Source organism: Actinomadura harenae, from assembly GCF_003696215.1.
Taxonomy (GTDB): domain Bacteria; phylum Actinomycetota; class Actinomycetes; order Streptosporangiales; family Streptosporangiaceae; genus Spirillospora; species Spirillospora harenae.
Genome location: NZ_RFFG01000030.1, coordinates 1 through 25,516 on the forward strand (window position 1 = coordinate 1; position 25,516 = coordinate 25,516).

Here is a 25,516-nt window from a genome sequence, read left to right on the forward strand (position 1 = left end):
CTGGGCGACCACCTGGTGCACAACACCCCCAAACCCACCCTGCTCACCCTCTTCGGCGCCGTTCTGGAGGACGCGAACCCCGCCGAACGCGCCCTCGTCCTCGGCGGCCTCCCCGCCCCGGTCCGCGCCGTCTGGCACGTCATCGGCCGTCCTCGCTACGCCCGCCACATCCGCCGCGTCCGCGGCTGACCCCGCCCCCTTACTTCGCACCTCCGAGGAGAAGAACCATGTCGCTGAAGAACGTCAACACCGTCCTGGTCACCGGCTTCGTCCTGTTCATCCTCTGGTTCGGGTCGGAGTTCGTCCTGACCCCGGGGACGACGGCGCCGACCTTCGGCCTGCCGACCTGGCCGTCCGGCGACGGCGGCGGATTCCTGGTCGTCAAGGGAGACCGCGACATCGTCCTGGCCCTGGTCCTGGGCGTCCTGCTGGTGACGGGCCAGCGCCGGGCGCTGGCCTGGGCGCTGCTGGTGGAGGCCCTCGCCGCGTACGGCGACATGGCCAACGTCCTGGCCCACCACGGTTCCGTGGCCGTCGCGTTCGGCGTCCACTGCCTGACCGCGACGTTGATGGTGGGCAACGGCCTGCTGATGCTGCGCGAGACCCGCAAGATCGCGGCCGCTCCGGCGCAGCCCGCCCCGCAGTCCGCCTGACGCCTTCCCCTGTCGAGAACGTGAAGAAGGAGATTCGACGATGACCATCAACGACCTGCGCGGTGTCCTCGAAGGCCGCGTGCTGCTCCCTGGTGACGACGGCTTCGAAGCGGCGACCACGGCGTGGAACCTCACCGTCAGGCAGCCGGTGGCGGCCGTGGCGGAGGCCGCGGACGCCGATGACGTGGCGGCGCTCGTGCGCCACGCACGGCGGGCGGGCATGACGGTGGCCGCCCAGCCGACCGGGCACGGCGCCTCGGGTGATGTGGACGGCCTGATCCTGCTGCGCACCGGCCTGCTGAACAAGGTGGAAGTACACGCGGAGGAGCGTGTGGTCCGGGTGGGCGCGGGCGCGAAGTGGGGGCAGGTGCTGGCGGCGGCCGGCCCGCTGGGGCTGACCGGCCTGTCCGGCAGCGCGCCGGGCGTCGGCGTGACCGGCTACACCCTGGGCGGCGGGGTCGGCTGGTTCAGCCGCAAGCACGGCTTCGCCTCCGACAGCGTCCGGGCCATCGACATCGTGGACGCCGACGGCGAGCCGCGCCGGGTGACCGCCGAGTCCGACCCCGACCTGTTCTGGGCGCTGCGCGGCGGTGGCGGGGACTTCGCGATCGTGACCGCCCTCGAACTCGACCTGTATCCCGCGCCGGTCCTGTACGGCGGGCGCGTGGTCTGGCCGGAGCACCGGACCAGGGCGGTGTACGACGCGTTCCTGGAGCTCACCGCCGAGGCGCCTCGTGAACTCAGCGTCTGGATCAACCGGTTCCAGCCACCCGGTGCGCCGCCGGTGGTGACGCTGGATCTGGTCTACCTGGGCGAGGCGGCCGATGGGGAGGATCTGCTGCGGCGCATCGACAAGATCGAAGACGCGATCTCCGACAGCCGCGGCGTCGTCTCGGTCGCCGACCTCGGCACCATCACCGCCGAGCCCGTCGATCCGGTCCCGTCCATCACCCGCGCGGAGCTGCTCACCGGCCTGGACGCGGACGCGGTGGATCTCCTGCTGGCCAAGCCGGTCGAGCCGCTCATCAACGTGCAGATCAGGCACCTGGGCGGGGCCCTCGCCGAGCCGGGCGAAGGGGCCGGTGCGAGCGGCGCGGTGGCTGAGCCGTACCTGCTCGGCCTGCTGGGTCTCGGCCTGCCGCACACGGCCGACGCGACGCGCGCCAAGCAGGCCGAGGTCGTGGCCGACCTGGGAGCCTCCATCAGCGGCCGCAAGCCGTACACCATGCTGTCCCCCGGTGACACGGCGGCGCAGTCCTTCTCCGGCAGCACGCTCGCGCGGCTGCGGGAGATCAAGCGCGCCCGTGACCCGCACAACGTGTTCCGCGCGAACTACCCGGTGCTCGGATAGACCGGCTCCCGGCAGGTCACGGCCCCGCCGCCCACGTGGGCGGCGGGGCCGCACCGAATCCGCGTGACCGATGCCGCCGCGGAAGCGATCGGGTCGGGTTCAGCGGCCGGTGGCCAGCAGCCAGATCCCGATGGCGGTGAACACGCTCCCGCCCGCGAGCGGCCCGACGATGCCGGCAAGCCGCCGTCCGGTGCGGTCGACTCGTGCGCTGTTCGGGGCACCCGGGAGGAAGAGCACCGGGACCCGGCCGCCCACCGGCAGGCCCCTGGCCCCGGACGAGGTGGGCTCGAACTCGTGCGTGGTGCCCTGTGCGTCAACGAAGCCGACCACCGCGTAGGTGACGACCCCGTCGGTGCCGCGCTCCTGGCGGTGGCGGATCACCCGCCCCTCAGCGTGGACACCATCGCGTCGCAGGCGGCGACCATGCGCCGCCTCATATGTACCGAACCCGATGATGACCAGGCCCGCCAGCAGCGACAGCAGCGCCACCGTCGACTCCCCTCTCCGCTACACGAATCGTCGAGCGTCGACCTTTGCACGGCTTCCCCATGCCCACCAGCCTCACCGCCCAGCAGGGCCATGGCCCTCGACTGTACGACCAGGCATTGGCCGCGGTACGCGGCTAGGAGCGCGGGGGCGTCGGGCGACGGCCGTCGAGTTCGTCCACCAGGCCGCGCAGGACGGGCCCGTACTCGGGGTGGGCGAGAGCAGACGCCATCTGGGCGACGATGTAGCCGGACGGGTTGCCGGTGTCGTACCAACGCCCCTGGATGACCTGGCCGTACACCTCCCTGGTGGAGGCGTAGGCGTTGATGGCGTCGGTCAGGTAGACCTCGCCGACCGGCTGGCCGTTCCTTTCGTCCTCGTACCAGCGTCGTGTCTGCTCGCGCAGTTCGTCGATGACGCCGGGGGTGACGACGTAGCCGCCGATCGCCGCGTACGGCGAGGGCGCGTCGGCCGGGGCGGGCTTCTCGACCAGGCCGGTGATGCGCAGCAGGCCCTCTCCAAGGTCGTCCTTGACGACCGGCACGCCGTAGCGCTGCGAGTCGCCGGGGTCCATGGGCATGAGGGCCAGTACCGGGCAGCCCGTCCGCTCGTAGGCGGCGATCAGCTGCTGGGCGCGGGGCACCTCGGCGACGAACACGTCGTCGGGCCACAACACCAGCACCGGTTCGTCGCCGAACGATCGGGCCGCGTTGAGCACCGGGGTGCCGTTGCCGTACGGGCCGTGCTGGTCGAGATAGGTGATGTGGCCCTGACGCGCGAGTTCGGCGACCTCCTCCACCGCGTCCGCGTAAGCCGTCTTGCCGTCGGCGCGCAACTGCGCCACCAGGGCGGGGTTGGGACGGAAGTGGTCCTGGATGATGGCCTTGCCGCCGGACACGACGATGGCGATATCGGTGATGCCGGAGTCCACCAGTTCGCGCACGGTGTGTTCGATCACCGGCTTGTCGCCGACCGGCAGCATCTCCTTGGGAATGGCCTTGGTCAGGGGCAGCAGGCGGGAACCGAGTCCGGCGGCGGGGATCACCGCCCTGCGGATCGTGGACATCTGGTCCCTCTCGCTCGAACAGCACGCCGCGCCGGGTCGGCGCGATGTCGACGACGCTACCAACGCGCCGCGTCTTCCCAGGTGATGCCTGGTGCGTGTTGTGTGGTGGGGGCGCCTTCCTGGAGGGCAGGCGTGATCAGCTCGGCGACCTTGCGCAGAGTGGTGGCGCCGTCGGCGGCGGGACGGGTGAGGGCCGGTCCGCCGAGGAGGATCGTGTTCGCGTCCCATACCGGGCGGTCGAAATCACTCAGGTCTACGGTTGCGGCGTGTTCGTGCAGGTGGGCAGTGAGCATGCCCATGTCCCGCGCGAGCTTCGGTGGTCGCGACTGCGCCTTCCAGGTCGTAGTGCTCGGTCAGCGCGGTCCGCATGGCGGCCTGATGCCGGTGGGGTGGGTCAGCGGGGTGGGCCGATGATGATTTGGCCGTGTGTGTCGGCGGCCTCGGCCAGTGTGGCCGGGTCGATTTGGAAGTTGTCGGGGCGGGGTGTGGCGCGGTCGCGGCCTGCGTGGCGGAACATGCCTTCGATACCGGCCGGGGTACAGATCATCAGGAGGTCGGCGGTGGCCGAGGTGATGCGGTAGCCGTGGGGGATGTTGCGGGGCAGGTAGACGATGCCGCCCTCGCTCAGCTCCATCTGTTGCTCGCCCACCCACACCAGGGCGGTGCCCTCCAGGAGGAGGAACACCTCGTCCTCTCGCGTGTGCATGTGGAAGGGCGGCGCCTCGCCCTTGGACACGGCGAACCGTCCTACGGTGAGGTTGCCGCTGGTCGCGGCGCCGTCGAGGAGCACCGACAGTGTGCCGCCGTCGAGCCACTCCAGTTGCTGGTGCTGGTCGGACTGGGCCAGATACGGAATGCTCATGACGAGATCAGCCCTCCGGTGATCGGGAGCAGGGGCTTGGCTGGTATCGGGACGGGTTCGTCAGATTCTCGGTTGGCCTCGTCCGCTTCAGTGCGGCTCCGGCGCTGGGGTGTCCTGGGGAGGACGGAATGACCACACTCCAACCTGTCGAGTTCATCATCGCGGTACCGGACGGCGAGATCACAGACCTGCGGAACCGGCTGTCGTCGACGCGCTGGCCCCGGGCCTGGCCGGATCCGGCCTGGACGGCGGGCACCGACGTCGGCGTCCTCGCCCGCCTGGTGGACTACTGGGCCGACGGGTTCGACTGGCGCGGCCACGAGCGGCGCCTGAACGCCGAGCCGCAGCGCATCGCGACCGTCGGCTCGCAGAAGGTGCACTTCCTCGATGTGCGCGCGGACGACCCGACGGGTCTTCCGCTGATTCTCACCAACGGGTGGCCGAGCACGTTCGCGGAGATGATCCCCCTGGCCCACCGGCTGGCGGCGCTCGGACACGACGTCGTGGTGCCGTCGTTGCCGGGGTTCACGTTCTCCGATCAGCCGACTGAGGTGCCGACACACGAACTCTGGCACCGTCTGATGACGGGGCTCGGACACCGACGCTATGTCGCGCACGGCGGGGACCTCGGCGCCGGGGTCACCTCGCGTCTTGGAGCATCCCACCCCGAAGCAGTCGCGGGGATTCACCTGATGGCCGTCATGGCGGCCGCCGACCACGGCGACCTCTCGGCGGCCGAGGAGGCCTATCTGTCGGGGATCGAGGCTTGGAAGAGGGACGGTGGCGCCTACCAGCACCAACAGCAGACCAGGCCGCTGACGCTCGCTTACGGCCTGAGTGACTCGCCGGTCGGCCTGCTGGCCTGGATCCTCGAGAAGTACCGCGCCTGGAGCGACTGCGGCGGGGACGTCTCCAGCCGCTGGAGCGACGACGAGATCCTGGTGCAGGCCTCGCTCTACTGGTTCACCAACACGATCGGCACGTCGTTCCGTCCCTACTTCGACCACCTCGCGCACCCGCTGCCCCGGCCGGTGATGGGCGACGTGCCGACGGCCGTCGCCGCGTTCCCTTACGACATCGCCGTGCCGCCGCGCGAGTACGCCGAGCGGACTTACCGTGTCGTCCGCTACACCCGCTTCGACCGTGGTGGTCACTTCGCGCCGCACGAGGAGCCTGAGTCGCTCGCCCGCGACCTCCACGAGTTCGCCACCACGCTTGCCGCTTGAGGGTCCTTCGACGAGGCCGTTCGGTGGATGACGACGGGGTTGGTGTTGAGCGTCGCCGAGCGGATCCGGCGGGCCGGGGGCGGGAGGGTCGACGCGTTCGTCGACACCTTCGGCGACGGCTACGTGGACCTGGCGGTGGAGCTGGGCGTGCGGCCCGAGCGGATCAACACGATCTGCGACTGGGAGTCCGCGGCAAGGGTCGGCGCGCGGACCTTCGGGGAGGGCTCGGCGGCGTCGTCCTTCCGGGTTTCCCCGATGCTGTGGCCGTGGCCTCGGACCGACCATCCTCGTGTGCCTTCCGGACAGCTTTCAGAGAGGAAGCCGGCATGAGGAAAATGAAGATCACCGTCGCCCTGTGCGGGGCGGTGGCCGTGGGCGGGGCCCTGCTCCCGCAGGCCGCCGAGGCCTCCAGTACGTCGAACCTGGTGCTCGCGGTCCAGCATGACGGCCAGGGCAGGCCGTTCGTCTCGCTCCCCGCGAACTGGGGGATCGGGCACTGCACCCAGCTCAGCGGATCGACCGTCACGTGGGAGGGGACCGACTACTACCAGGACACCCCGAAGGGCGCGCACCTGCCGCACGCACGCCTCCACTGGGTCGGCAGCACCAAGACCAACAACGACGGCGACCAGTGGTTCCAGAGCGCCAGCTTCCTGGACGGCAACGGGAAGTACCTGTTCGGCGCGAGCTTCAACAGCGACAAGATGTACGGAGCGTGGGTCTACCTCACCGACCAGATCCGGAACAACGGGCTGGACTACGACCCGACGAGCGTCGGCAACGCCACCCAGGTGGAGATCGCCGCCTCCTGCTGACGACGACGCCGGACGGGTGATGTCACATGGCGGGCGGGGGTCTCGTGGCCTCCCGCCCGCGTCATCCGGCGGCGGTCCGGTCGGCGAGCACTTCGACGAGTTGGACTCGTCCACGGACTCCGAGTTTGGCGAAGACGCGGCTCAGGTGGGTCTCGACCGTCTTGACGGACAGCCGGAGCCGCGCGGCGATCTCCAGGTTGGTGAGTCCCTGCGCGACCAGCGCGGCCACCTCGGCCTCGCGCGGGGTCGGCTCGGGGAGCCCTCCGGACCTGGGCCGGGGCAGCCGGGCCCCGAGCCGTCGCAGCTCGGCCACGGCCCGCTCGTGCAGGGGTTTCGCGCCGCATCGCCGGAAGAGGTCGCGTGCGGTGGCCAGTTCGGCGCGGGCCTCGCTCAGGCGTCCGGCCTCGCTCAGCGCGACACCGGCCACCAGCCTGGACCGCGCTTCCGGAAGTCTCAGCCGGACGGCGGCGAACGTCCGCGCTGCCCGCAGCGCGTCGTCTGCGGCCTCCGCCGAGGCGGGCGCCTCGGGGTGGGTGGATTCGGCCAGGCGGAGTCGGGCGCGGGCGAGGTGGGCGTAGGCGGACCAGGCGGGGAGGGTGAGGTGGACGGTCGAGCGTTCGGCGAGGCCGGCGTACCGGCGGGCGGTGTCCATGTTCTTCATGGCGAGGTTCGCGTCTGTCAGGCGCTCGTACCAGTAGGGGTGCATCGAGCATGGGAGGGCGGGCAGTCCTGGGCCACCTGCGGCCGTGAGGAGTTCGGCGTGGGCGGCCGCCGGGTCGTGGTGTTCCGGGGATGCTTGGGCGAGAACGACTCGTGTGATCGAAGGCCACCAGCCGTCGGAGTTGTCCAGGAGGGCGCGGCTTTCCTTGGCGGCTCGGTTCGCCTCGGTCGCGTCGCCGCGGATGCCGGCGATCTGGCTGAGCCGGGCGGCGCTCAGCGCCGAGAGTTCGGCGCTGCCGGTCAGCTGGGCGAGCCGGTGGGCGTCGAGCGCCGTCCGCCATGCCTCGTCGAGGCGTCCGGACCAGGCGTGGGCGCAGGCCAGTCCGAGGGCGGCCTCGGCGAGTTGGTGTGCCCGGCCCGGGCGCGCGGTCGCGTGCGGGGTTCGGCGGGCTCTGGTGAAGTGCCGGACGGCGTCCTCGGGCAGGCCGAGGAAGAGCTCCGCCCAGCCGACCCAGGCCACCGTGTCCGAGCGGCCGTCCACCTCGGTGTCGAGCGCTCCGTCCATCAGCTCGGCCGCGTGGGCGGCGTGGTCGCCGAGGTGGGCCGTGTCTCCGGTGAACAGTCCGGTGAGCGCGAGCAGGCCGAGCGCCCCCGCTTTGACCACTCGGTCGGCGCTGTCGGCGAGCGCGCGGAACGCCCAGCGGCCCGCCTCGGCGAAGTCGCGTTCGCCGAGGCGGGTCTTGGCCAGTTCCAGTTCCAGGACGGCGCGGTTCTCGGTGCGGTCCGTCCTGCCGAGTTCGGTGGTGAGCAGGTGCGACGCGTCCAGACGACGACCCTGCAGCCGGTCGTGGCGGGCGCATTCGACCGCCGCCGCGACCCGGTCCGTTTCGTCCGACCGGGGCGTCAGCGTGGTGGCGAGCAGTTCACGCGCCTCGGCGGCCCGGCCGAGAGCGGCCAGCGCGGCGGCCCGAACGCTGGTCGCCCGCAGGGCGGCGGGGTCGCCGTGCGGCAGGAGGGCCGCCGCTCGGGCGGCCCACGCCTCCGCCCGGTTCGGGCTGGCGGCGAGCTCGGCGTCGGCGGCCTCGATGAGGACGCGCGCCGCCGCGTTGTCGCCGGGGACGGCCGACTCCATCAGGTGCGGGGCCTGCTCCTGGAACGGCGCGCCGACCGCGTTGAGGTGAGCGGCGGCGCGAACGTGAGCCGCGCGGATCCAGGCCGGCTCCGGCGAAGGGCCGTCGGCCCGGGCGAGGACGAGGTGAGCGGGCCGCACGGAGCCTTCACCGAGGTCGCGCCGCGGCTGGTCGTCGGGGGGCGTCCGGCCTGCGAGCTCGTCGAGTCCGTCCAGCGCCTCACCGAGCGAGAGGCCGGCGGCGGCCGCGATGAGCTCTGCGGAGGACGGGTTCCCGGCGATCTGGACGGCCCACGCCACCCGGGTCGCCGCCGGGCTGAACGCGTCCGCGGTCTCGGGTTCGGCAGCGGTCATGGAGTTCCCCTTCGGCGTCCGGTCGGCGCTGAGGACGAGCCTCATCGCCTGCCGTCGGCGGCTCACGCGGGGACTTCCGTGATCTCCCGGATTGTACGGAAATGCAGGAACGGTTGACAGACCGGCGCATCGGTCACATCGATGGACTCATGAGAACGGGCGGAGGCCATGCGGGGGTTGCCATGCCTGACGGAATCGATCCGGCGCTCCTGCCGACACTGCGCGCCGCAGCGGTGGCAGGACACACGTTCGACAGGGAGCTACTGAGCGCCGCCTACGGTGCGGGCCGCCCCGACCCGGCGGGCCTCGTCGCGGCCGGGCTGCTCCAGGAGGACGGCGAGGGAAACTGGCGGCACACCGACGTCGCCTTGCTGGAAGCCGCCTATGAGGACGCCGCGCCCGGCTGGAAGGCGTCCGCCCACGCTCGGGTGGCGGCGGAGCTGGCGCGGCGCGGCGCACCCGCGACGTGGCAAGCGCACCATGTCGAGCGTTCGGCCGGAGCGGACCCGGCGGCCGCGGTCCGGGTGTTCACGGCGGCGGCCGACGAGACCGGGCGCGACCGGATGGACGTGATCGCCCACTGGCTCGCCGCGGCCGTGCGGCTACTCCCCCACGCGGACGTCGGCGAGGCGTTCGCCTGGGATCTCAGGATCCGTCACGCCTGGGCGCTGGGCCTGGTCGGCCGGGCGCCCGAGGCGCGGGCGCTGTTGCAGGGCCTGCTCACGGAGGTTCCCGCCGGGACCCCGCGACGGATCCAGGTCGCGGCGCTGGCCAGCCAGATGGACTGCCTGATCGGACGCTGCCTGGAAGGTCAGGCACTGGCCCGCGGCGAACTGGCCGCCGTGACGTCCGCCTCGGCCGACGCCGAACCCGCCCCTGAACTCACCGTCGGCCTCACGGCGACGTCCGGCGCCGGGCCGAGGGAGCCGGTGACCGACGGCGGGCCCGCACTCGTGCTGACCGTGGCCGCCGTGTGCTGCGCGCTGATCGCCGATCGGTGGACGGACCAGCGGGAGCGGCTGGCGCGTTCGCTGGAGGCCGCGTCCCTGTCCGGCAACACCTACCTCACGACGCTGCGCGCGCTCCGGGTGCTGGCCGACCGCGCGGCGGGGAAGGTGACCGCCGACACCTACGACCTGCTCTCACAGGCGGCGTCGACCATCGACGGATGGTCTGACGACGACTTCTTCATCACCCCCGAGACCGCACTGTTCGTCGGTTGGGCGGAACGCAGGCTGCACAGGAAGCAGCGCGGCGCCGATGTGGATCGGGAGTCCGTTGTTGACCAGCTCGGTCGCGAACAGCCGACGGAAGTCGTGCGGGGCGAACCGGATGCCCTGGAACTCGGGGCGCGTCGCGGCGAGCTCCTGGCAGGGGCGGCGGATCACGCGCCAGACGGTGGTGGCGGAGATGGCGCGTGGCGCTCCGCTGTGAACGGTCTGGAACAGGTAGGGCAGGTCCTCGCTCCAGACCTTCTCGTGCAGGTCGTAGCGGGAGCAGACCGGGACGGTTCCGTGTTCGTCCCGGTGCCGGCGGATGACCTGGGCGATGACGTGGAACAGCTCGGCGCTCATCGGGATGACCCGCTCGCGGTCGCTCTTGGAGGGACTGACCACCAGCAACGCGACGACCTCGCCGCCTACCCGCCGGTATTGGCGGATGCTGAGGTGGCTCAGCTCGGTGAGTTCCTCGGCGCGCAGCCCGGCCAGGCGGAGCGTCTCGATGACGGCCCATTCCCAGAACGCCAGGTTCTCCTCGAAGGTGACCCTCACCAGGTCCCCGGTATCCAGGTTGATCGCGTGGATCGGGGGCCGGTTGTGCCGCTGGTCCTTGGTGGAAGCGCGTCTCCAGCGGACTCCGTCAACGGTGAACTCCTGGCCGAGCTCGACATCCTTGGCCGCGTCCAGAAGCCCGCGCAGCCGCTGCCACTTGTCGGTGACGTGCTGAGCCAGGATCGGCAGCAGGGGCTGCCGGTCCCTGGTTCGCCGGGCCATCCGCTCGTTGATCTGGCGGCGTCGCTTCTGCGCCCAGCGCAGGTCGGCGTTGCGGACCGGGCAGGGCGCGACCCAGTGCGCCCACCGCTCCGGCTCGGCCACCGCCCAGGTGTGCAGGTCCAGGTAGAGCGCCCGGACCGCCATCAGCGGCCCGTCCAGGTCCAGCCGCGGTTTGCCGTTCGGCAGGACCGAGACCTGTTCCTTCCAGCGGGCGACGACATCGTCGCTGAGCCTCAGATCGGCCTGATCAGGGTTGATCTCCTCGATCGTCTTCCAGAACACCCGGCCCAACAGCCTGACCAGTTGCTGGGTGGTGGCGTAGTCGAGTTCGGCGGCCCGCCTGGTGATGTAGTCGGCCAGGAGGTTCCGGACCTGTTGGTTCTGCAGGTGGTAGCGGTCGAGGAGTTCCTCGACCGGGCGCTGGCCTCGGGTCACCGCAGCGCGCAGGGTCCGGGGTGCGGAGGCCGGGAACTGGCCCATATCGTGCAGGACGGTCCAGGCCAGCGTGCCGGCAAAGGTCCCCGAGCTCTTCCCCTCCCCGGCCAGGCCCCGGTCGCGGCATTCGGCCGCGTAGTGCATGAACGCTTCGGGGGTCAGGTCCTCGAAGTTGATCCCAAGAACCGTCAACGCGCAGCACGCGTCGAAGACCGCCCTCGCCGTGCGGGCGAGGCTGACCGGGAGCCGGTCGGCGCGCTCGCAGAACTCCTCCAGCCGCGGGTCCTGGGCGATCTGCCGGAACCACGAGGCGTAGGTGGAGAACTTGTGGCAGCGGAACCCGATCAGGCTGGGCTGGATCAGCCGCATCGCGAACGCGCGGCCGATGCCCCCGTTCAGGCTGTAATGAAGCCGCTGGTCGCCCGCGGCCAGGGTCGTGACCGGGATTCCGTCGTCGTGGCCCGAGGCTTGCCAGCGTTCCTGCCAGGTTCCGCCGGGGTGCTCGGCAAGCGCGTGGAGGAGATCGAGGATCGCCGCGCGTGTCGGCTGGACGTTGGTCCGAGCGGGCGCGAAGCGCTCCAGAGCGACCGCGCTGACCTCCAGGGGCGTGGCCTTGGCCAAGTCACCAGCAGAACGCAAGGGATTCCTCGGCGGCCCCGGCAGCGCGGGCAGCACGCTCGTGGGTTCGAAGTTGCCCTGTCTGCCGGCGTCGTGTCGCCGAACTCGGTTAGTGGTCGGGCCCTGCACTCGGTAGCTGTTGCCGATCTTGTTACCAGGCACCGAACACCGCCTGAACGTCGTCGGCCGCATACTCCTGCGGCCAGGACGCCGTGGGCGCCGGCCGCTGGTAGTGCTCGGCGAGTTTGTCGATCAGATCGTCCAACCCGACCGTCGTGTAGAGGGCGGTGGTGCTGAGATGCGCATGCCGCAGGATCGACTGAACCTCCACCAGCGTCAGCCCCGGATCCCGGGCAAGCCTGGTCGCAGCGGTATGCCGCAGATCGTGCAGAGTCCAGTTCGCACCCAGCAGCTCGGTCGCGCGTTGCAGGATCCGGCGGGCCGCCCAGTAGGTCAGCGGCCGGGGATCGCCCCGGCGGGTGCGCCAGACCGGGGTGCCTGCCGGAGGAAGTCCCACCTCATCCAGGTAGGCGGCCAGGTAGGCCAGCGCCTCGGGCGAGAACGGAACCGGCTGCCGGGCCCGGCTCCCCTTGGAGATCACCCACCCCTGGCCCTTGCGCCAGTCGATGTCCTCCAGGCCCAGGCCCAGCAGCTCCGAAGCGCGGGCGGCGGACGAGACGTAGCAGGCCAGCAGGGCGCGGTCGCGGGTGCAGCGCATCTGGCCGAACAACTCGGCCCACTGCGCGTCGGGGATCGCCCGGGGTTGCCGAGCCGGGATCTTCGGCCGCAGCCGCGCCCGCCGGTGCGGCCGGTAAGCCTCGATCGGCGAGCGATGCGCAAGAGCGTTCCGGCGGGCCTTGCTCTCGGGCACCGGGTTGACCAGGGGCCCGGCCCCACCGTGCTGGTGGAAGGCATAGAAGCCGTGGACCACCGACAGGTTGTGCGCGATCGTGCGCGGCGCATAGCCCGCCGCCAGCAGCGGCTTGCCCGTCGTCGGGTTGACCGTCCCGGCAGGCAGCGCGTCAGCCCGGGACCGGCGCCGCTGGGGGTTGCGTGCCGTCCGCAGCCAGCCGACCAACGCCACCGTCTCCGCCTCGGTCGCCTGCTCCCAGCCGACGTCCAACGCCCACAACAGCCGGAACCAGCGCAGCAGATCGTGCCCGTAACTCCGGCACGTCAACGGACTCGCGTCCCCGATCAGCAGATCCCGCAAGTACCGGCTGACCGGCTCGACCTCACGCCCCGCAGCATCCACCACGACGAAAGGAACCGGCCCCTGCCCAACCACCACCGCACCAACCCGAGGCAGATCACTCCTGCCGCCCATGAGGTCCCGGTGCGCGCCACCAACCCGATCGTCCTCAAGCACAAGACCCGATGGTCCACCTACCTCCGCACCATGCACCACCGAGTCATCAAGTTGGTGCAGTCAACGGACCAGGCGATGCACCTCGGCGGCGCCCGCCTCGATCCGGATCAGCGAGTAGCGGTGCAGGTGCTGGACGGCAAGGTCGTAGGCAACAGCGTCCTGGGCCACCGGTGTGAGATGGCCGGGCAGGTCCGGGACGCCCTCGCCCGCCAGGTCGCGCGACAGCCCTTCGGGCGCGAGCATCGCCCACAACCGCATGAGGTCGAGGGTGAGAGGGTCGCGTTCGGCAGCGCGGCGCAGCGTCAGGTTCCAGGTCATCGCGACCGGCTGGACGCTGTCGGACGGCTGGAAGCGGGTGAGAACGTCCTCCAACGAGTCCTCCAGGAGCCGCCCGTAGACGGCGAGGCTGGTCGCGGCCTGCCGAACGTAGGCGACCGCGTGGGTCAGCGCGAGCGGGAGCCGACCGAGCAGGCGGGCGACCGTCCGGGCCGCCTCCGGATCGTCGTCACCGGTGCCGTCGCACAGGAGCCGAACGGCGTGGTCGCCGCTCAGCGGCGGGACGCGCAGCACCGCACGCCCGGGCACCAGTCCGGACCAGTCCGCCAGCCGGGAGGTGATCAACACGTGGCCGCCGTCCCCGCTCGGCCAATGCCGGCGGAGGTCCTCGACCGAGTCGGCGTTGTCGAAGATCAGCAGCCACGGGCCCCGCTCGCGCAGGGCGCGCCGGAGTTCGGCGATGAGCAGGTCGGCGTCCGCCAGTTCGGGCACGCCGAGCTTGAGGGCGAGCCGCGCCAGCCCGGCACGCAGGGAGGTGGGCCGGTCGGCGGTGATCCACCAGATGATGTCGTAGTGCCGCCGGTAACGGTGGGCGTGGTTGACGGCGAGGCTCGACTTGCCGACACCGCCCATCCCGACGACGGCGACGGCGCTCACGTCGTGGTCCTCGTCCCCGGGGTGCAGGAACTGGGCGCGCAGGGCGCGCACCAGCGCATCACGGCCGACGAAGGTCGGGGCGGGCGGCCCGAGGTTGGTGATCGCCGGGCCGCCATACGGGAACGGCGTGCCACCGGCGGACGGCAAGGCGGATGTTTCCGGCAGGTCCTTCTCGGCGAGGACGCCACGGGCGACGAGTTCGTGGAACAGCAACGTTCTCGCGCTGACCTCGTCGAGGTGGCCGATGTCGACGATGTCGGCGCCGCCCAGCTCCGGTGGTGTGGCGCAATCCTCGATGCGCACGACGATGAGCAGCTCAGCATCCGGTCCGTAGTGGTCGAGCATGGGCGAACCCAGCGTCTCCCACGTCGTCGACAACACGCACACCGACCATGTCGGCGAGCCGTTCGGGGCGGGCGCGGGCGGGTCAAGGGCGCGGTAGGACTCCACCCGCGTGCGGGCCGCCATCGCCAGGCAGGCGGCGATCCATTCGCCGTAAGTCGCGTCGGCCGGTTGGCAGAACACCGACAGCGAACGCACCGGGGCCGCGGGCTCCTGCTGGGACCGGCGGAGCCCGCGCAACCTGAGCCCCAGGTAAGTGGTGCCGGCGGTGAGGGTCGCGCTGAACACGGCAAGCGCCCATCCGGGCGGCCCGTCCACTCCCCCTGCCACGATTCCGGCGAAGGCGCCGACGCCGACGGTTCCTCCCCCGATCCAGGGGATCCGATGGGCTTCGCCTATTCGGCGGAGCCGGTTGCTGAGCCCGGTGCCAAGGGCAGGGGGCGGGAGCGGCGGAGCGGGGTCGGGTGGCTCGATGATGTCTCCGCGCAACGTCGTCTCCACCGGGGGCGGACAGGAACCGATGTTCCGATGATGGGACGCGATCCGCGCGTGGTCCACCCGCGGTCGCGACTATCGTGGCGGTCCGAACAATCGGCGGGCGGGCCGGAGGCGGATGTGACGAGCCCCGATGGGCTGGACGCGGCGCTTCGCGCCCAGATCGCGCAGGTGGACCGGCGGATCGTCCTCAGCGGCGGCCTGGACGCGCACGACCGCGACCAGATCCGGCTCGCCGCCGCGCTGGCCGGATCCCTCCGCCGCTCTCTGGGGCTCGGGCGCTTCGGAGGTGTCCTGACGGGCAATGCGGCGCGTCCGCAACTGGTGCTGGGCTTCTCGTGCGCTGAGCGGGGCGAGGTGGTCCTGAAGGTCTACGGGAAGCAGCGCGCGGGCGAAGCGCAGGCGCTACGGCTGTGGGCGCGGCACGGCGTGCCCGTGGTGCCGGTGCTGGACGGCGGTGACGAGCCGCAGACCTGGTTGCTCATGGCCAGGGTCGAGGGCACCCTCCCCAGTCGCGACGATCTGGCCGACGATGCCGCGCTGGCCGCGCTGACCCGAGGACTCGCAGCCATCATGGCCGCCGGCCACGCCGTGGCCGAGGCGCAGATCGTGACCGGCGCAGGCAGGACCGGCATCGGTGCCGCCGGGAACGGATTGCCCGGCGGCCGTCCGCTCGGCCCGACCATGACGGGGTATCTGGAGGCGGCGGTCGCCGCGCTTACCGCACGCGGTTACGAGCCGCCGGGCCGATGGCGGGAAGCCGCCTCCTTGTACGAGGCCGGGCCGGCGACGTTGCTGCACGGTGATCTGGGATTGGGCAACGTCATCCGTGACCGGGACGGCGTCCTGCGGCTCCTGGACCCCAGCGCCTACGTCGGGTACGCCGGGTTCGACGCGGCCCGGTGGTGCGCGCGGGTCGCCGGTCCGGACCGCGTCGAGACGGCGCTGGCGGCCTGGCTCGAGGCCGAGCCGGCCGTCAACACCTCGCACACGCGGGCACTACTCGGGTTGGAGCTGCTGCTACAAGGAGGGGTTCGCGAAGCGGTAAAACGCCAGCGCGGGCAACACGGATCCGACCGGGACCTCCTCACCTGCACGTTCCTCGACCGCGCTCGCCACTATCTGGCCGACTCCTGACTCACCCTGGGGGGAGATGCTCATCTGCATCATCACCATCAGCCGTGGAAGTGGATGATCGACTTGATGGCTTCCGGGGAGGGGCTGAGGGCGGTGGGCCAGGCCTCGACAGGTACGGACTGGGTGAGCAGGCCTTCCAGCCAGGTGTGGTCGGCTGCGCGCAGGAGGGTGTGGGCGGTCCGGAAGTGGCCGCGGCTGGCGTTGACGGTGCCGATCAGGGCCTTGTTCCAGGCCAGGAGTTCCTGACTCAACGCGCCCGCGTTCAGGGCGGCGGATGAGCGCGGGTCGCCGCCGCCGACCAGGCAGGCGGCGCCGGCGGGGGCGGTGAGGCCGATGGCCTCCTCGAGCAGGGTGCCGGTGCACTCCAGGACGCGGTCGAAACCGCCCGTCAGGTCCTGCGTCCGGGTGCGGTAGGCGGCACCGAGGGCCTTGGTCTGTCGCGGTTTGGGGCCGGATTCGACTCGATCCACCACATGCACCTCCAGGCCGCGCTGGACTCCCAGCAGTGCGCACAGCAGGCCGATCGGTCCCGCGCCCAGCACCAGCACCCGCTCGGCGGGCCGCCCGGCCGCGTGGTCGGCCTGTTCCCACGCCTTGACGGCGACGCTGGCGGGCTCGACCAGGACCGCGGCCCGCCCCAGGTCGGCGGCCACGCGCACCGCGTACTCGGGTGCGAGGGTGAAGCGCTCGGCTCCGAAGCCGTCCAGGCCCTTGATGCCGCGCTCGGTGTACCGCCCGTTCTCGCACAGGTCGGGCCGCTGGGTGGCGCAGAAGCGGCAGGGCACCGGGTCGGGCCGCCGCACGATGCCGACGACCAGGTCGCCGGGCGTGAACCCTGATCCCGCCGGCGCCTCCAGCACGCGTCCCAGCGACTCGTGCCCCAGCACGGCCCAGTCTCGGCCGGGTGGCGCGGCCGGCAGTCCGTGCTCGGCGATCTCGCGGTCGGTTCCGCAGACGCCCAGGACGAGACTCTCCACCAGGAGGTCGCCGCCGTCGGCCGAGGGTTCGGGCACGTCGGCGAGCTCGGGGCCGCGGCCCGCCCCGGCGGTGTACACCCTCAGCGCGCGCACATGCCCTCCCTTGCCCCGGTCGTGGTTATCCGGTACGAACAAATGCAGGCGAGAACATGCTGTCACGCTTTTCTCAAGCCTCAGGGTGCAGACAGGCGGTCGGTCGATGTGCGACGACGAGGCGATCAAGCTGGGCGAGTTCCAGGCACTGCGCCAGGAGATCACCAACCGGCTCACGATCTCGTACACGATCCTGGCGCTCGGGCTGGCGGCGTTCGGCACGGGATTCTCGGTGGCGAACCGGTCGTCGCACGTGTTGGCCGCGCTCTCCGGGATCTCGGCGCTGCTGTGGCTGTACTGGATCGACAATTCCCTGTCGATCCACCGGATCGCGGCCTACATCGCCGTGGTGCTGGCCCCGTCCCTGGGCACCCGGGATGCCGACGCCCTGAGCTGGGAGATGTTCTTCCGCAACGTCTGCGTCGGCGGCGATCGCGCCGACCTGGTGTTGTTCAAGAACTCCCAGGCGAACCGGACGGGGCGCATTCGACCAGCGCAATCGGCGGATTGGTACGCCACCATTCTCTTCGGCGGGGCCCCGCCGGTCCTGCTCTCCTTGTACGTCGGGGCGAACGCCCACCACGGCAGCCCTCCTGGATTGACCGTGTGGGCGGCGGCGGTGGTATGCGCGGCGATCTGGGCCTACGCCGTCAGAGCGTTCGTCCGCCTCGTCCAGGAGCGGACGGTGTTCCGGCTCGCGATCCTTTCCTCACGACCGCCCTCCGCACATCCGGCCCACTGACCCAGGCGCCCTGTGGTCGTCGGCGGCCTCGCGCACGCGTCCGCGGCGGCTTCCGCCTTCGGGAAGGCGATCGCCCGACCACACCCCACGCCGCGCTGTTCATGTGGGTTGGCCGAAGGCGGATGCTTGGAGGGTGTACAGGTCGGCGTAGAGGCCGTGGCGGTTCATGAGGTCTTGGTGGGTGCCGTGGTCGATGAGGCTGCCGTTGGCGAGGACGTAGATCTGGTCGGCGAGGCGGGCGTTGGAGAGTCTGTGGGTGATGAGCAGGACGGTTCTGCGGTGTTCGCGGGCGTGGGTGCGGATCTGCTCGAACATGCGGTGCTCGGCCTTGGCGTCGAGGGCGGCTGTCGGTTCGTCGCAGATGAGCAGTGGCGCGTTCCGGTAGAAGCCGCGTGCGGCGGCCAGGCGCTGCCATTGTCCGCCGGACAGGTCCACTCCGTCCGCGAATCTGCGGTCCAGCAGGGTCTGGGTGCCGTGCGGGAGGCCGGCGAGGACTTCGTCGGCACCGGCAGCCGCTGCGGCGGCGTCGGTGCGGGCCTGGATGCGGGCGTCGGTGAGATCGTCGCCCATGGCGATGTTGTCTCCCGCGCTCATGGGCCAGCGTGTGTGGTCTTGGGCGATCACGGCGACCGCTTGTCGGAGCAGGTGGAGATCGAGGTCCCAGGCGTTCTGATCGTCCCAGTGGATGTCGCCCTTGTCCGGCCGGTAGAGGGCGGCGAGGACTTTCGCGAGTGTGGTCTTCCCTGATCCGTTCTCCCCGACCAGGGCGACGACTTCGCCGCGTCCGAGCCGCACCGATACGTCCCGTAGGGCGGGGGCGTCGGCGCCGGGGTAGGTGAAGGTGATGCCTGTGGCGGTGATCTGCCGGAACCGCAGGAGCGCGTTCAGGTGGAGTTCGTTGTGGCTGCCCGCGTTGCCGAGGGGGTCGCCGGTTGCGGGCGCGGGCTCGTCTGCGGCGAGCGGTGTGCGGGGCGTGGCGTTCGCCGTGGTGGCAGGTTTCAGGCTGGCCGGGTCGACTGCGACGGACTGCTCGGCCATCGCGCAGTAGTCGATGTAGTCCTGGAAGTACAGGCCGTGTTCGTAGCAGCGGTTGAGGGCGTGCACGAGTGTCAGCAGGGAGGCTTGGCTGGTGCGGATCGCCAGGACCGCGGTTCCGGCGACCGCCAGCGGCATGACCGCCCCCCAGAGCATCAGCCCGAGCACGACGTAGAGGGTCACCGTCGCGACACCGCGGAGTACGTCGCCGAGCAGTTGTGTTCCGGTGCGGCGGCGTGCGACGTCGAGCATCACCTCACGGATGTGGTCGGCGAGTTGCCCATACCGGCGGAGCAGGAACGGGCGCATGGTGAACGACCTGATCTCCGCGGCCTGCCGGCGTTCGGTCATCAGCTCGGCCATGATCCAGCTTCGTCGGCGCACTTCCACCAGGGACATCTGAGCGATGTAGCAGATGCGAGCCGATCGGATCGCCGCCCAGGCTTCGGGGACCGCGGTCAGCAGCAGAAGCGGCAGCAAGGCGGGATGCAGCACGCCGAGCGTTCCGGCGGCAGCGGCCACACTGATGCCGGCGGTACCGATGTCCACGGCGTCATCGGTCATTTCGGACGCGGATTCCACGCCGCGGATCCTGGCCCGCTGCAGGGCGTCCTGGTGGTCGGAGTCGTCCAGGGCGGCCAGATCGATCGCGGTCGTCGCCTCGTACAGGCGCAGCTCCACGAGCCGTTGGATCTGCGGGCGGAGCCGCATCTGCGCCCACTGCGCGATCAGCGTGCACGACGCCCTCAGCGCGATCGCCGCGCCCACCATGAACAGCGCGGGTGCCGCGCCGCGGACACGCTCGGGTGTGGGTCCCGCGGCGAACAGCGCGGTCAGGACCTTGGTGGTGGCGAGCAGCCCGAACGCCGTGAACACGCCGCTGACCAGGTTGAACACGATGGTGATCAGCAGATCACGGGGGTTGGCACGCCAGCCGAGGCGTATCAACCGGCCGATGAGCCGCGGCAGCCGCCGCGCCATGGTGAGAGTGCTGGCCTGCGTCATCTCCCCGTACGCGGTGGAGTAGCTCTGCAGGGTGGCGGTCGAGATGGGCTCGCATCGGGGTGCGGACGGTGTGTCGGCCCGATCGCGGCCGCGGCGCATGACCTGGGCAAGGCGAGTGATCCGCGTCCCCGGACGGCTCATCGGCAGGCCTTGGGAACGGAGCCGACTGAGCCTGAGGCGACGGCTGGTGGGCGGGCGGGGTGCCCCGCTGAAGGGGCGCGCATCAAGGGGGCCGATACCGCTGACATGCGGCGGAGCATGCGCGAGAGCTCGGGGTGCGCTGCCTGGATCCTGCTGGAGGTGTTGCTCGCCGAAGGCGATGTCGAAGACCTGTGGCCGATCGGTCGCGACGGCATTGAGGTGCTTGAGGCCGGGCTCGGCGTCGTGGTCATGGATGGGGATGCGGGGGGATGGTGATGTTGGGGATGTAGTAGCCGGGTGGGTGGGGTTCGTCGATGGGGTGGCCTTCGGCTTCGATCCAGGCGTGGGCGGTGAAGGGGTACATGTGGATCCCGCTGCGCCAGGTGGGCCAGACTCCGCGAGCGCGGCAGAGCAGCGCTGCGGCGATGGAGCGGGGCAGGCACCCTTCTCCGGCGCACGACAGGCTGACGGCGATGACGGCGTCGCGTGCGGCCTTGGCCTGTGCGGCTGTGGCGGGCTTGGCGCCCCGGCGGGCGTGGGTGAGGAGGGTGTGGATGCGCGCGGGTGGTTGGCGGGCGATGAGGTGGGCGAGGGCGACGGCGGTGAGGGCTGCGGGTCGGTGTCGCCATGGCAGGTGGGGACGTTGCTGGTGGGTGTAGGAGACGCTCATGGGATGAGGAGCCCGATGCCGGTGAGGTGAGTGATCAGGTCGGTGGTGTCGGTCTGGGCGCGGTCGGCGGCGTCCGGGTAGGTGGTGGCCAGACGCTCGGCGGCTTGGTCTGGTGTCGCGCCGTCGAGGAGGGCGGTGAGGATGAGGTGGGCGGTGGCGTTGATCTGGAAGTAGCGGCCGGTCTGCCCGTTGAGCAGGACCGCCCCGCCCTCGCCGGTGGTCATCGTGATGTGGTCAGGCAAGCGCATGGTCACCGCCTTCAGTCGCAGGGAGTTCAGGAGATCGGGTGCTTTGGGCACGTAGCCAGTTCTCGGTGCTGACAAAGATCTTGAGGTCGCTGCTGCTCTGCCCGAAGTCAGCGGGGGTCCGGGCACAGGCTCGGCGCAGCGCCGTCGGGTCGGCGAGACCGAGCCCGGCCAGCAGGGAGTCCTCAGCGAGGGCTTGGAGTTGGTCGCGGTGGGTGCGCAGCCCTTCGTAGAAAAGGCTGGAGAACTCGCCTTTGGTGGTGCGGGTCAGGCACTCGGCGGGCATGTGGGGGCGCATGGCGGCGGTGGTGAGGGGCTTGAACCTGCCAGGTGCGGCGCGCTGGTCCAGGCGGATCGCCAGTGCGGCGGTGATGACGTGGTCGTCCAGGTAGGGGGCGTGCAGCGCGGCACCTGCCCGCCTCGTCAGTTCGTGGACGGCGTTGACGATGCATGTCGTGGTGCGCACGTTGTTCAACACCTGATGCTGGGCGCGGAGGGGAGCGTACGGGCGGATGGCGGGTGCCATTTGGCGAATGCGGCGGGTGACTGCGTCGATGGCCGTGGGGGTGGCCCAGGCGGGAAGCCGTAGCCGCCATTGCCAGCCGAGATCCGGGGCGCCCGTCAGCGGGACCGATGTGGTCAGCCGCGGGGCTTGTTGGGCGAGCCAGGCCGGGTAGCCGGTCCTGTCGGCGAGGGCACGCAAGGTCGCGATCAGTGGCCAGCGGGTTCGCGCGCGGACGGCACTCAGATGGGATCGCAGCTGCCCCGGGTGGGTGCGGGCCAGATCGTGCAGGTAGGACGATGGCAGCAGGGTGATCTCGTCGCCGCCATGACCGGTCAGGTGAACCGTGGCACCGTGCTCGCCCAGCAGGGCCGCGATCGCGGTGAACAAGGCCAGGCCGTGCAGCCACGGGATGGGCTCGTCCAACCCGGATACAGGCGAGGCGACCTCGGCGAACCAGCCCGGCAGATCGCCGGCGTGGACATGGATGTGCTGACTGTTCAGGTGGCGGCGGGCACGGTCGGCCCAGATGTGGTCGTCATGTGCGGCGTCGTCCAGACCCTGGCTGAAGGTGACAAGGTGGCCACCGCGGCGCCGGACGGCGGCATCGGCGAGGAAGCTGATCGGTGTGGAGTCCAAACCGCCGGACAGGTCCGACGCCACCACCTCGCCCGCGTCGATCCGGGCCTGCACCGCCTCGCTCAACGCGGCTGCGAAGCCCGGCGCCCCCGCTTCGAGAGACAGTTCGGGTTCGGGTGGGACCCACCACGTCCGGACGGACGTCCGGTCGGTGTCGAGGTGCAGGGCGTCGCCCGGTTGGATCTGTTCGATTCCCTGCCATAGCGGAAGCGCCAACAGGGGCGGCACGTGGCCCACCAGCCGCAGGGCGACAGCGTCGACGTTCAAGCTCGCACTGGTCAAGTCGGCCAGCACACTCGCCCGGTCGGAGACCACCACCACTTCACCGACACGGGTGTGAAACACCCGCTGTCCCCCTGAGGCGGGTCCATGCACCCGGACTTGCCCGTCCACCGCGGCGACGAGGTGGAATCTCCCAGGCAGGGTGGTCACCGCGTCAGCGTCCTCCAGGCATCGGATCCGCTCGGCCAGCCCCCGCAACCGATCAGCGGTGACCGACGCACAGCCGATCACCGCCAACCGAGTCCGGCCCGCCTCGGCGACCACCAGTTCCACCGATGCACCGGCCACCACACACGGACGCCCCGACGCGTAAGCCAGCACCGAACGACCCGGCAACCGCTCACACACCGCAGCACCCGCGGCGGTGTCCGGCACCACCACGAACCAACTATCACCGCGACCCGGACCCATCACACGTCACCCTCACCACTAGCCGCGGTCTGCGATGAAGTCGTTCCAATCTCCGATGCCCCCGCGGGTCAGCTCAGCAAAGTCACCGAGCTCGACCACCTCGGGCACCTCATAGGCGATCATCGTGAAAGTCACCTCCCCTGCATGAGTTCGCCTGCCAGCAGGCGTCGCCCGCTACCTGCCCAGCCCCACCACACACCAAAGCACAGGGTAGTCAATTGACAACGTTGAGTGACATTTTGGTGATCAAGTCAACACGGCGGCTCAGGCATGCGCTTGTCGCGCCCCTTGCGTCCCGAGTTGGGGCTTCGACCCGCTCGCTGGTGATCTTCCGCACCCCGCGAGCGCGGTCGATCCACCAGGCGCTCCAACCGGTCCGTGACGAACCGGCCCATCACGGCTTCGGACCAGGCGGTGCTTTCCCAGGTCTTCAGGCACGGGTGAGGGGCGGCAAGCTGTCTGGGGCGGCGCCTGACCACAGGGGACGGGGCCGCCGCCGCCAGTGAGTGAGGTGGGTAGGGCGAGGCCCCCGTCCGGGTGGGCGGGGGCCTGGGTGGGGCGGTGGGTGATGTCAGCGGTTGCGGAACTCGAAGCGCTGGTTGTAGTCGCCCGTGCAGGAGTACTGGATGATGCGGGCGCCGTCGCGGGCGGACTTCTCGTTCACGTCCAGGCACTTGTCGAAGACGAACGTGCGGATCGAGTGGCGGCCTCCGGGTGCGGGTAGTACGCGGAAGCGCTGGTTGGCGTCGCCTGTGCAGGTGTACTGGATGATGCGGGCGCCGTTGTCGGGGGACGCCCGGTGGACGTCCAGGCACTTGTTCGCGAAGGTGCGGATCTCCACGCGGCCGTGACCGGCCGGGACGAAGCGGAACCGCTGGTTGTACTCGCGGTGGCAGCGGTGCTGGACGATGCGGGCGCCGTTGTCGGCGGACTTCCACTCGACGTCCAGGCACTTGTTGGCGAAGGTGCGGATCTCGACCCCGGAGGCGGCGTGCGCGGCCGGAGAGCCGAGCGTGACGGCGGCGGCCGCAAGGACGGTGGCGGCCGGCAGGCCGGTCGCGAGCCGGGCGATCGGACGTTTCATACCCACTCCCCTGTGATGGTGACCTTCGCAGCGTTCCTCCCCAAATGGACACTCTTTGTAACTTGTCAGATACGGACAGCCATCTCTGCGGGTCGGGCCGGTGGCCGTGCGGGTGGTGGGAGGCGGGGCAGTATGTTGCTTGGCGATCATCGCCGAGCGAAAGGTTCCGTCATGCCTGAGGACATCACTCCGGACGCCGTGGTCTCGGTGCCGGTCGGACGGGTGGTCGGCGGCCGGGCGGAGGTCCGGGACGACGACTGGGGCGGCGAGACCGCGATCGTCCGCCTGGACGCGGCGTACACCCCCGACGCGGTCGCGGGCCTGGACGCCTTCTCGCACCTGGAGGTCGTCTACCACTTCGACCGCGTCCCCGCCGACAAGATCCAGACCGGGGCGCGGCATCCGCGCGGGAACACCGACTGGCCGCTCGTCGGGATCTTCGCCCAGCGGGGTAAGAACCGTCCGAACCGGCTCGGCGTGTCCCGCTGCCGCCTGGTCAAGGTGGACGGTCTCGACCTGCACGTCCAGGGTCTGGACGCCGTCGACGGCACTCCCGTCCTCGACATCAAGCCCTATATGGCCGAGTTCGGTCCGCAGGGCGAGACCGCGCAGCCGGACTGGGCCACCGACCTCATGCGCGACTACTACTGACCGGGAAGCCCGGCGTGGGGCCCGTTCGCGCGGGGTTATGGTGACGATCATGGAATTTCGACGGGTGGGGACCAGCGGGCTGCGCGTCAGCGAGATCGTGTTCGGAAACTGGCTGACCATGGACGGGCAGATCGACCAGGACGCGCAGGTCGCCTGCATCCAGGCCGCCCTGGACGCGGGGATCACCACGTTCGACACGGCCGACGTCTACTCGGGCGGTCTCGCCGAGGAGGTCCTCGGGCGGGCGCTGCGCGGCGTGCGGAGGTCGTCGGTGGAGATCGCCACGAAGCTCTGTCTGCCGGTCGGGGACGGCCCGAACGACCGGGGCCTGTCCCGCAAGCACGTCATGGAGAGCTGCCACACGTCGCTGCGGCGGCTCGGCACCGACTACGTCGACCTCTACCAGGCGCACCGGTTCGACGAGGACACTCCGCTCGAGGAGACGATGCGGGCGTTCGCCGACCTGGTGCGGCAGGGCAAGGTCCTCTACGTGGGCGTGTCGGAGTGGACGGCGGAGCAGATCGTCCGGGGCCATGCCCTCGCGGCGGAGCTGGGTGTTCCGCTCATCTCGAACCAGCCGCAGTACTCGATGCTCTGGCGGGTCATCAAGGCCGAGGTGGTCCCGGCGTCCGAGCGGCTCGGGCTGGGGCAGCTCGTCTTCTCCCCCGTCGCGCAGGGCGTCCTGACCGGCAAGTACGCGCCCGGCGGGCGGGCTCCCGAGGGGTCGCGGGCCACCGACGAGCGCGGTTCGCGGTTCGTCGGCCGGTACATGGCGGACGCGGTGCTGGAGAAGGTTCAGGCTCTGCGTCCGCTGGCCGACGAGGCGGGGCTGAGCATGGCGCAGCTCGCCGTCGCGTGGACGCTGCAGAACCCCAACGTGGCGGGCGCCGTCATCGGCGCGTCGCGGCCCGCGCAGGTCGCGGAGAACGCCGCGGCCGCGGGCGTCGAGCTGTCGGACGATCTCCTGAAGCGCATCGACGACACGCTCGGTGACCTCGTCGAACGTGACCCGGCCAAGACCGCCGACCTGTTCAACGTCATGCCCGCCTGGCGTCGCTGACCGGTCCGGCGGGCGGGAGGGGCGTGCGGTGCGGCGGACGCCCCGTCCTGATCG

The 25,516-nt window shown here is 70.9% G+C and carries 26 protein-coding genes and 1 pseudogene; 11 read left to right on the top strand and 16 right to left on the bottom strand.

Translation table 11 applies throughout. The annotated features are described in order from the left end of the window. The 3 genes and pseudogenes from EBO15_RS18235 to EBO15_RS18245 form a co-directional block, all read left to right on the top strand. A pseudogene (locus EBO15_RS18235) lies at positions 1–189 on the top strand (hemerythrin domain-containing protein); the annotation flags it as partial. 38 nt (positions 190–227) lie between these two features. Continuing rightward, on the top strand, positions 228–653 hold the full coding sequence (locus tag EBO15_RS18240) for a DUF4267 domain-containing protein (RefSeq protein ID WP_122195611.1): 426 nt from the start codon (positions 228–230) through the stop codon (positions 651–653). A gap of 40 nt (positions 654–693) precedes the next feature. Next, positions 694–2,004: an FAD-binding oxidoreductase gene (locus EBO15_RS18245; protein WP_122195612.1), complete on the top strand. Its 1,311-nt coding sequence runs from the start codon at positions 694–696 to the stop codon at positions 2,002–2,004. Positions 2,005–2,103: 99 nt separating this feature from the next. Here the strand turns inward: EBO15_RS18245 and EBO15_RS18250 are convergent, their stop codons facing one another. The 4 genes from EBO15_RS18250 to EBO15_RS18265 form a co-directional block, all read right to left on the bottom strand. Next, positions 2,104–2,493 (bottom strand): DUF3592 domain-containing protein, encoded by a 390-nt coding sequence (locus tag EBO15_RS18250; RefSeq protein ID WP_122195613.1) that lies wholly within the window; start codon positions 2,491–2,493, stop codon positions 2,104–2,106. A gap of 133 nt (positions 2,494–2,626) precedes the next feature. Continuing rightward, positions 2,627–3,556 carry a UTP--glucose-1-phosphate uridylyltransferase gene (locus tag EBO15_RS18255; RefSeq protein ID WP_122195614.1) on the bottom strand — a complete coding sequence of 310 codons (930 nt, stop codon included), beginning with the start codon at positions 3,554–3,556 and terminating at the stop codon, positions 2,627–2,629. Positions 3,557–3,612: 56 nt separating this feature from the next. Further along, positions 3,613–3,849 (bottom strand): hypothetical protein, encoded by a 237-nt coding sequence (locus tag EBO15_RS18260; protein ID WP_147481537.1) that lies wholly within the window; start codon positions 3,847–3,849, stop codon positions 3,613–3,615. Positions 3,850–3,950: 101 nt separating this feature from the next. After that, positions 3,951–4,418, bottom strand: a complete 468-nt coding sequence (locus EBO15_RS18265; RefSeq protein WP_122195616.1) for a cupin domain-containing protein — start codon at positions 4,416–4,418, stop codon at positions 3,951–3,953. A 128-nt stretch (positions 4,419–4,546) separates the two neighbouring features. Between EBO15_RS18265 and EBO15_RS18270 the strand changes: the two genes are divergently transcribed. The 3 genes from EBO15_RS18270 to EBO15_RS18280 are packed head-to-tail and all read left to right on the top strand — an operon-like array spanning position 4,547 to position 6,459. Further along, positions 4,547–5,644, top strand: coding sequence for an epoxide hydrolase family protein (locus tag EBO15_RS18270; RefSeq protein WP_122195617.1), 1,098 nt, complete (start codon positions 4,547–4,549; stop codon positions 5,642–5,644). Positions 5,645–5,671: 27 nt separating this feature from the next. After that, positions 5,672–5,974: a hypothetical protein gene (locus tag EBO15_RS18275; protein ID WP_199744635.1), complete on the top strand. Its 303-nt coding sequence runs from the start codon at positions 5,672–5,674 to the stop codon at positions 5,972–5,974. Then, a complete protein-coding gene (locus EBO15_RS18280) occupies positions 5,971–6,459 on the top strand; it encodes a hypothetical protein (RefSeq protein ID WP_147481538.1) in 489 nt (162 codons plus the stop codon). The genes EBO15_RS18275 and EBO15_RS18280 overlap by 4 nt, the downstream gene beginning before the upstream one ends. Before the next feature lie 61 nt (positions 6,460–6,520). On the opposite strand, the gene EBO15_RS18285 is transcribed toward EBO15_RS18280, so the two are convergent. The 5 genes from EBO15_RS18285 to EBO15_RS18305 form a co-directional block, all read right to left on the bottom strand. Further along, positions 6,521–8,602, bottom strand: a complete 2,082-nt coding sequence (locus EBO15_RS18285; protein ID WP_147481539.1) for a helix-turn-helix domain-containing protein — start codon at positions 8,600–8,602, stop codon at positions 6,521–6,523. A gap of 260 nt (positions 8,603–8,862) precedes the next feature. Then, positions 8,863–9,075: a hypothetical protein gene (locus tag EBO15_RS43645; RefSeq protein WP_147481540.1), complete on the bottom strand. Its 213-nt coding sequence runs from the start codon at positions 9,073–9,075 to the stop codon at positions 8,863–8,865. Positions 9,076–9,744: 669 nt separating this feature from the next. Continuing rightward, positions 9,745–11,652: a site-specific integrase gene (locus EBO15_RS18295; protein WP_199744636.1), complete on the bottom strand. Its 1,908-nt coding sequence runs from the start codon at positions 11,650–11,652 to the stop codon at positions 9,745–9,747. 148 nt (positions 11,653–11,800) lie between these two features. Then, entirely contained in the window at positions 11,801–13,018 is a 1,218-nt protein-coding gene (locus EBO15_RS18300) for a tyrosine-type recombinase/integrase (protein ID WP_199744637.1), read from the bottom strand. Positions 13,019–13,078: 60 nt separating this feature from the next. Next, on the bottom strand, positions 13,079–14,782 hold the full coding sequence (locus tag EBO15_RS18305; RefSeq protein ID WP_147481541.1) for an NB-ARC domain-containing protein: 1,704 nt from the start codon (positions 14,780–14,782) through the stop codon (positions 13,079–13,081). A 126-nt stretch (positions 14,783–14,908) separates the two neighbouring features. On the opposite strand from EBO15_RS18305, the gene EBO15_RS18310 reads away from it, so the two are divergent. Continuing rightward, on the top strand, positions 14,909–15,925 hold the full coding sequence (locus EBO15_RS18310; protein WP_122195622.1) for a phosphotransferase: 1,017 nt from the start codon (positions 14,909–14,911) through the stop codon (positions 15,923–15,925). A gap of 38 nt (positions 15,926–15,963) precedes the next feature. Here the strand turns inward: EBO15_RS18310 and EBO15_RS18315 are convergent, their stop codons facing one another. Next, a complete protein-coding gene (locus EBO15_RS18315; protein WP_233616277.1) occupies positions 15,964–16,995 on the bottom strand; it encodes an alcohol dehydrogenase catalytic domain-containing protein in 1,032 nt (343 codons plus the stop codon). A 106-nt stretch (positions 16,996–17,101) separates the two neighbouring features. Here EBO15_RS18315 and EBO15_RS18320 point away from each other — a divergent pair, with 106 nt between their 5' ends. Continuing rightward, positions 17,102–17,737 (top strand): hypothetical protein, encoded by a 636-nt coding sequence (locus EBO15_RS18320; protein WP_122195623.1) that lies wholly within the window; start codon positions 17,102–17,104, stop codon positions 17,735–17,737. A 99-nt stretch (positions 17,738–17,836) separates the two neighbouring features. On the opposite strand, the gene EBO15_RS18325 is transcribed toward EBO15_RS18320, so the two are convergent. Then, positions 17,837–19,918 carry an ABC transporter ATP-binding protein gene (locus EBO15_RS18325; RefSeq protein ID WP_233616278.1) on the bottom strand — a complete coding sequence of 694 codons (2,082 nt, stop codon included), beginning with the start codon at positions 19,916–19,918 and terminating at the stop codon, positions 17,837–17,839. A gap of 117 nt (positions 19,919–20,035) precedes the next feature. On the opposite strand from EBO15_RS18325, the gene EBO15_RS44240 reads away from it, so the two are divergent. Then, complete coding sequence (locus EBO15_RS44240; RefSeq protein ID WP_158628266.1) at positions 20,036–20,194, top strand: hypothetical protein; 159 nt, start codon at positions 20,036–20,038, stop codon at positions 20,192–20,194. On the opposite strand, the gene EBO15_RS18330 is transcribed toward EBO15_RS44240, so the two are convergent. From EBO15_RS18330 to EBO15_RS18350, 5 genes are all read right to left on the bottom strand, one after another. After that, entirely contained in the window at positions 20,166–20,588 is a 423-nt protein-coding gene (locus tag EBO15_RS18330; RefSeq protein WP_122195624.1) for a lasso peptide biosynthesis B2 protein, read from the bottom strand. The genes EBO15_RS44240 and EBO15_RS18330 overlap by 29 nt on opposite strands. Further along, on the bottom strand, positions 20,585–20,836 hold the full coding sequence (locus EBO15_RS18335; RefSeq protein WP_199744638.1) for a lasso peptide biosynthesis PqqD family chaperone: 252 nt from the start codon (positions 20,834–20,836) through the stop codon (positions 20,585–20,587). Before EBO15_RS18335 ends, EBO15_RS18330 begins: the two co-directional genes overlap by 4 nt. After that, entirely contained in the window at positions 20,823–22,637 is a 1,815-nt protein-coding gene (locus tag EBO15_RS18340) for an asparagine synthase-related protein (RefSeq protein WP_158628267.1), read from the bottom strand. The genes EBO15_RS18335 and EBO15_RS18340 overlap by 14 nt, the downstream gene beginning before the upstream one ends. A 48-nt stretch (positions 22,638–22,685) precedes the next feature. After that, on the bottom strand, positions 22,686–22,790 hold the full coding sequence (locus EBO15_RS18345; protein WP_122195626.1) for a lasso RiPP family leader peptide-containing protein: 105 nt from the start codon (positions 22,788–22,790) through the stop codon (positions 22,686–22,688). A 448-nt stretch (positions 22,791–23,238) separates the two neighbouring features. Further along, positions 23,239–23,751: an RICIN domain-containing protein gene (locus EBO15_RS18350; protein WP_158628268.1), complete on the bottom strand. Its 513-nt coding sequence runs from the start codon at positions 23,749–23,751 to the stop codon at positions 23,239–23,241. 171 nt (positions 23,752–23,922) lie between these two features. Here EBO15_RS18350 and EBO15_RS18355 point away from each other — a divergent pair, with 171 nt between their 5' ends. Next, complete coding sequence (locus EBO15_RS18355) at positions 23,923–24,402, top strand: SAM-dependent methyltransferase (protein WP_122195628.1); 480 nt, start codon at positions 23,923–23,925, stop codon at positions 24,400–24,402. A 49-nt stretch (positions 24,403–24,451) separates the two neighbouring features. Continuing rightward, positions 24,452–25,462, top strand: a complete 1,011-nt coding sequence (locus EBO15_RS18360; protein WP_122195662.1) for an aldo/keto reductase family protein — start codon at positions 24,452–24,454, stop codon at positions 25,460–25,462. Positions 25,463–25,516 lie beyond the last annotated feature (54 nt).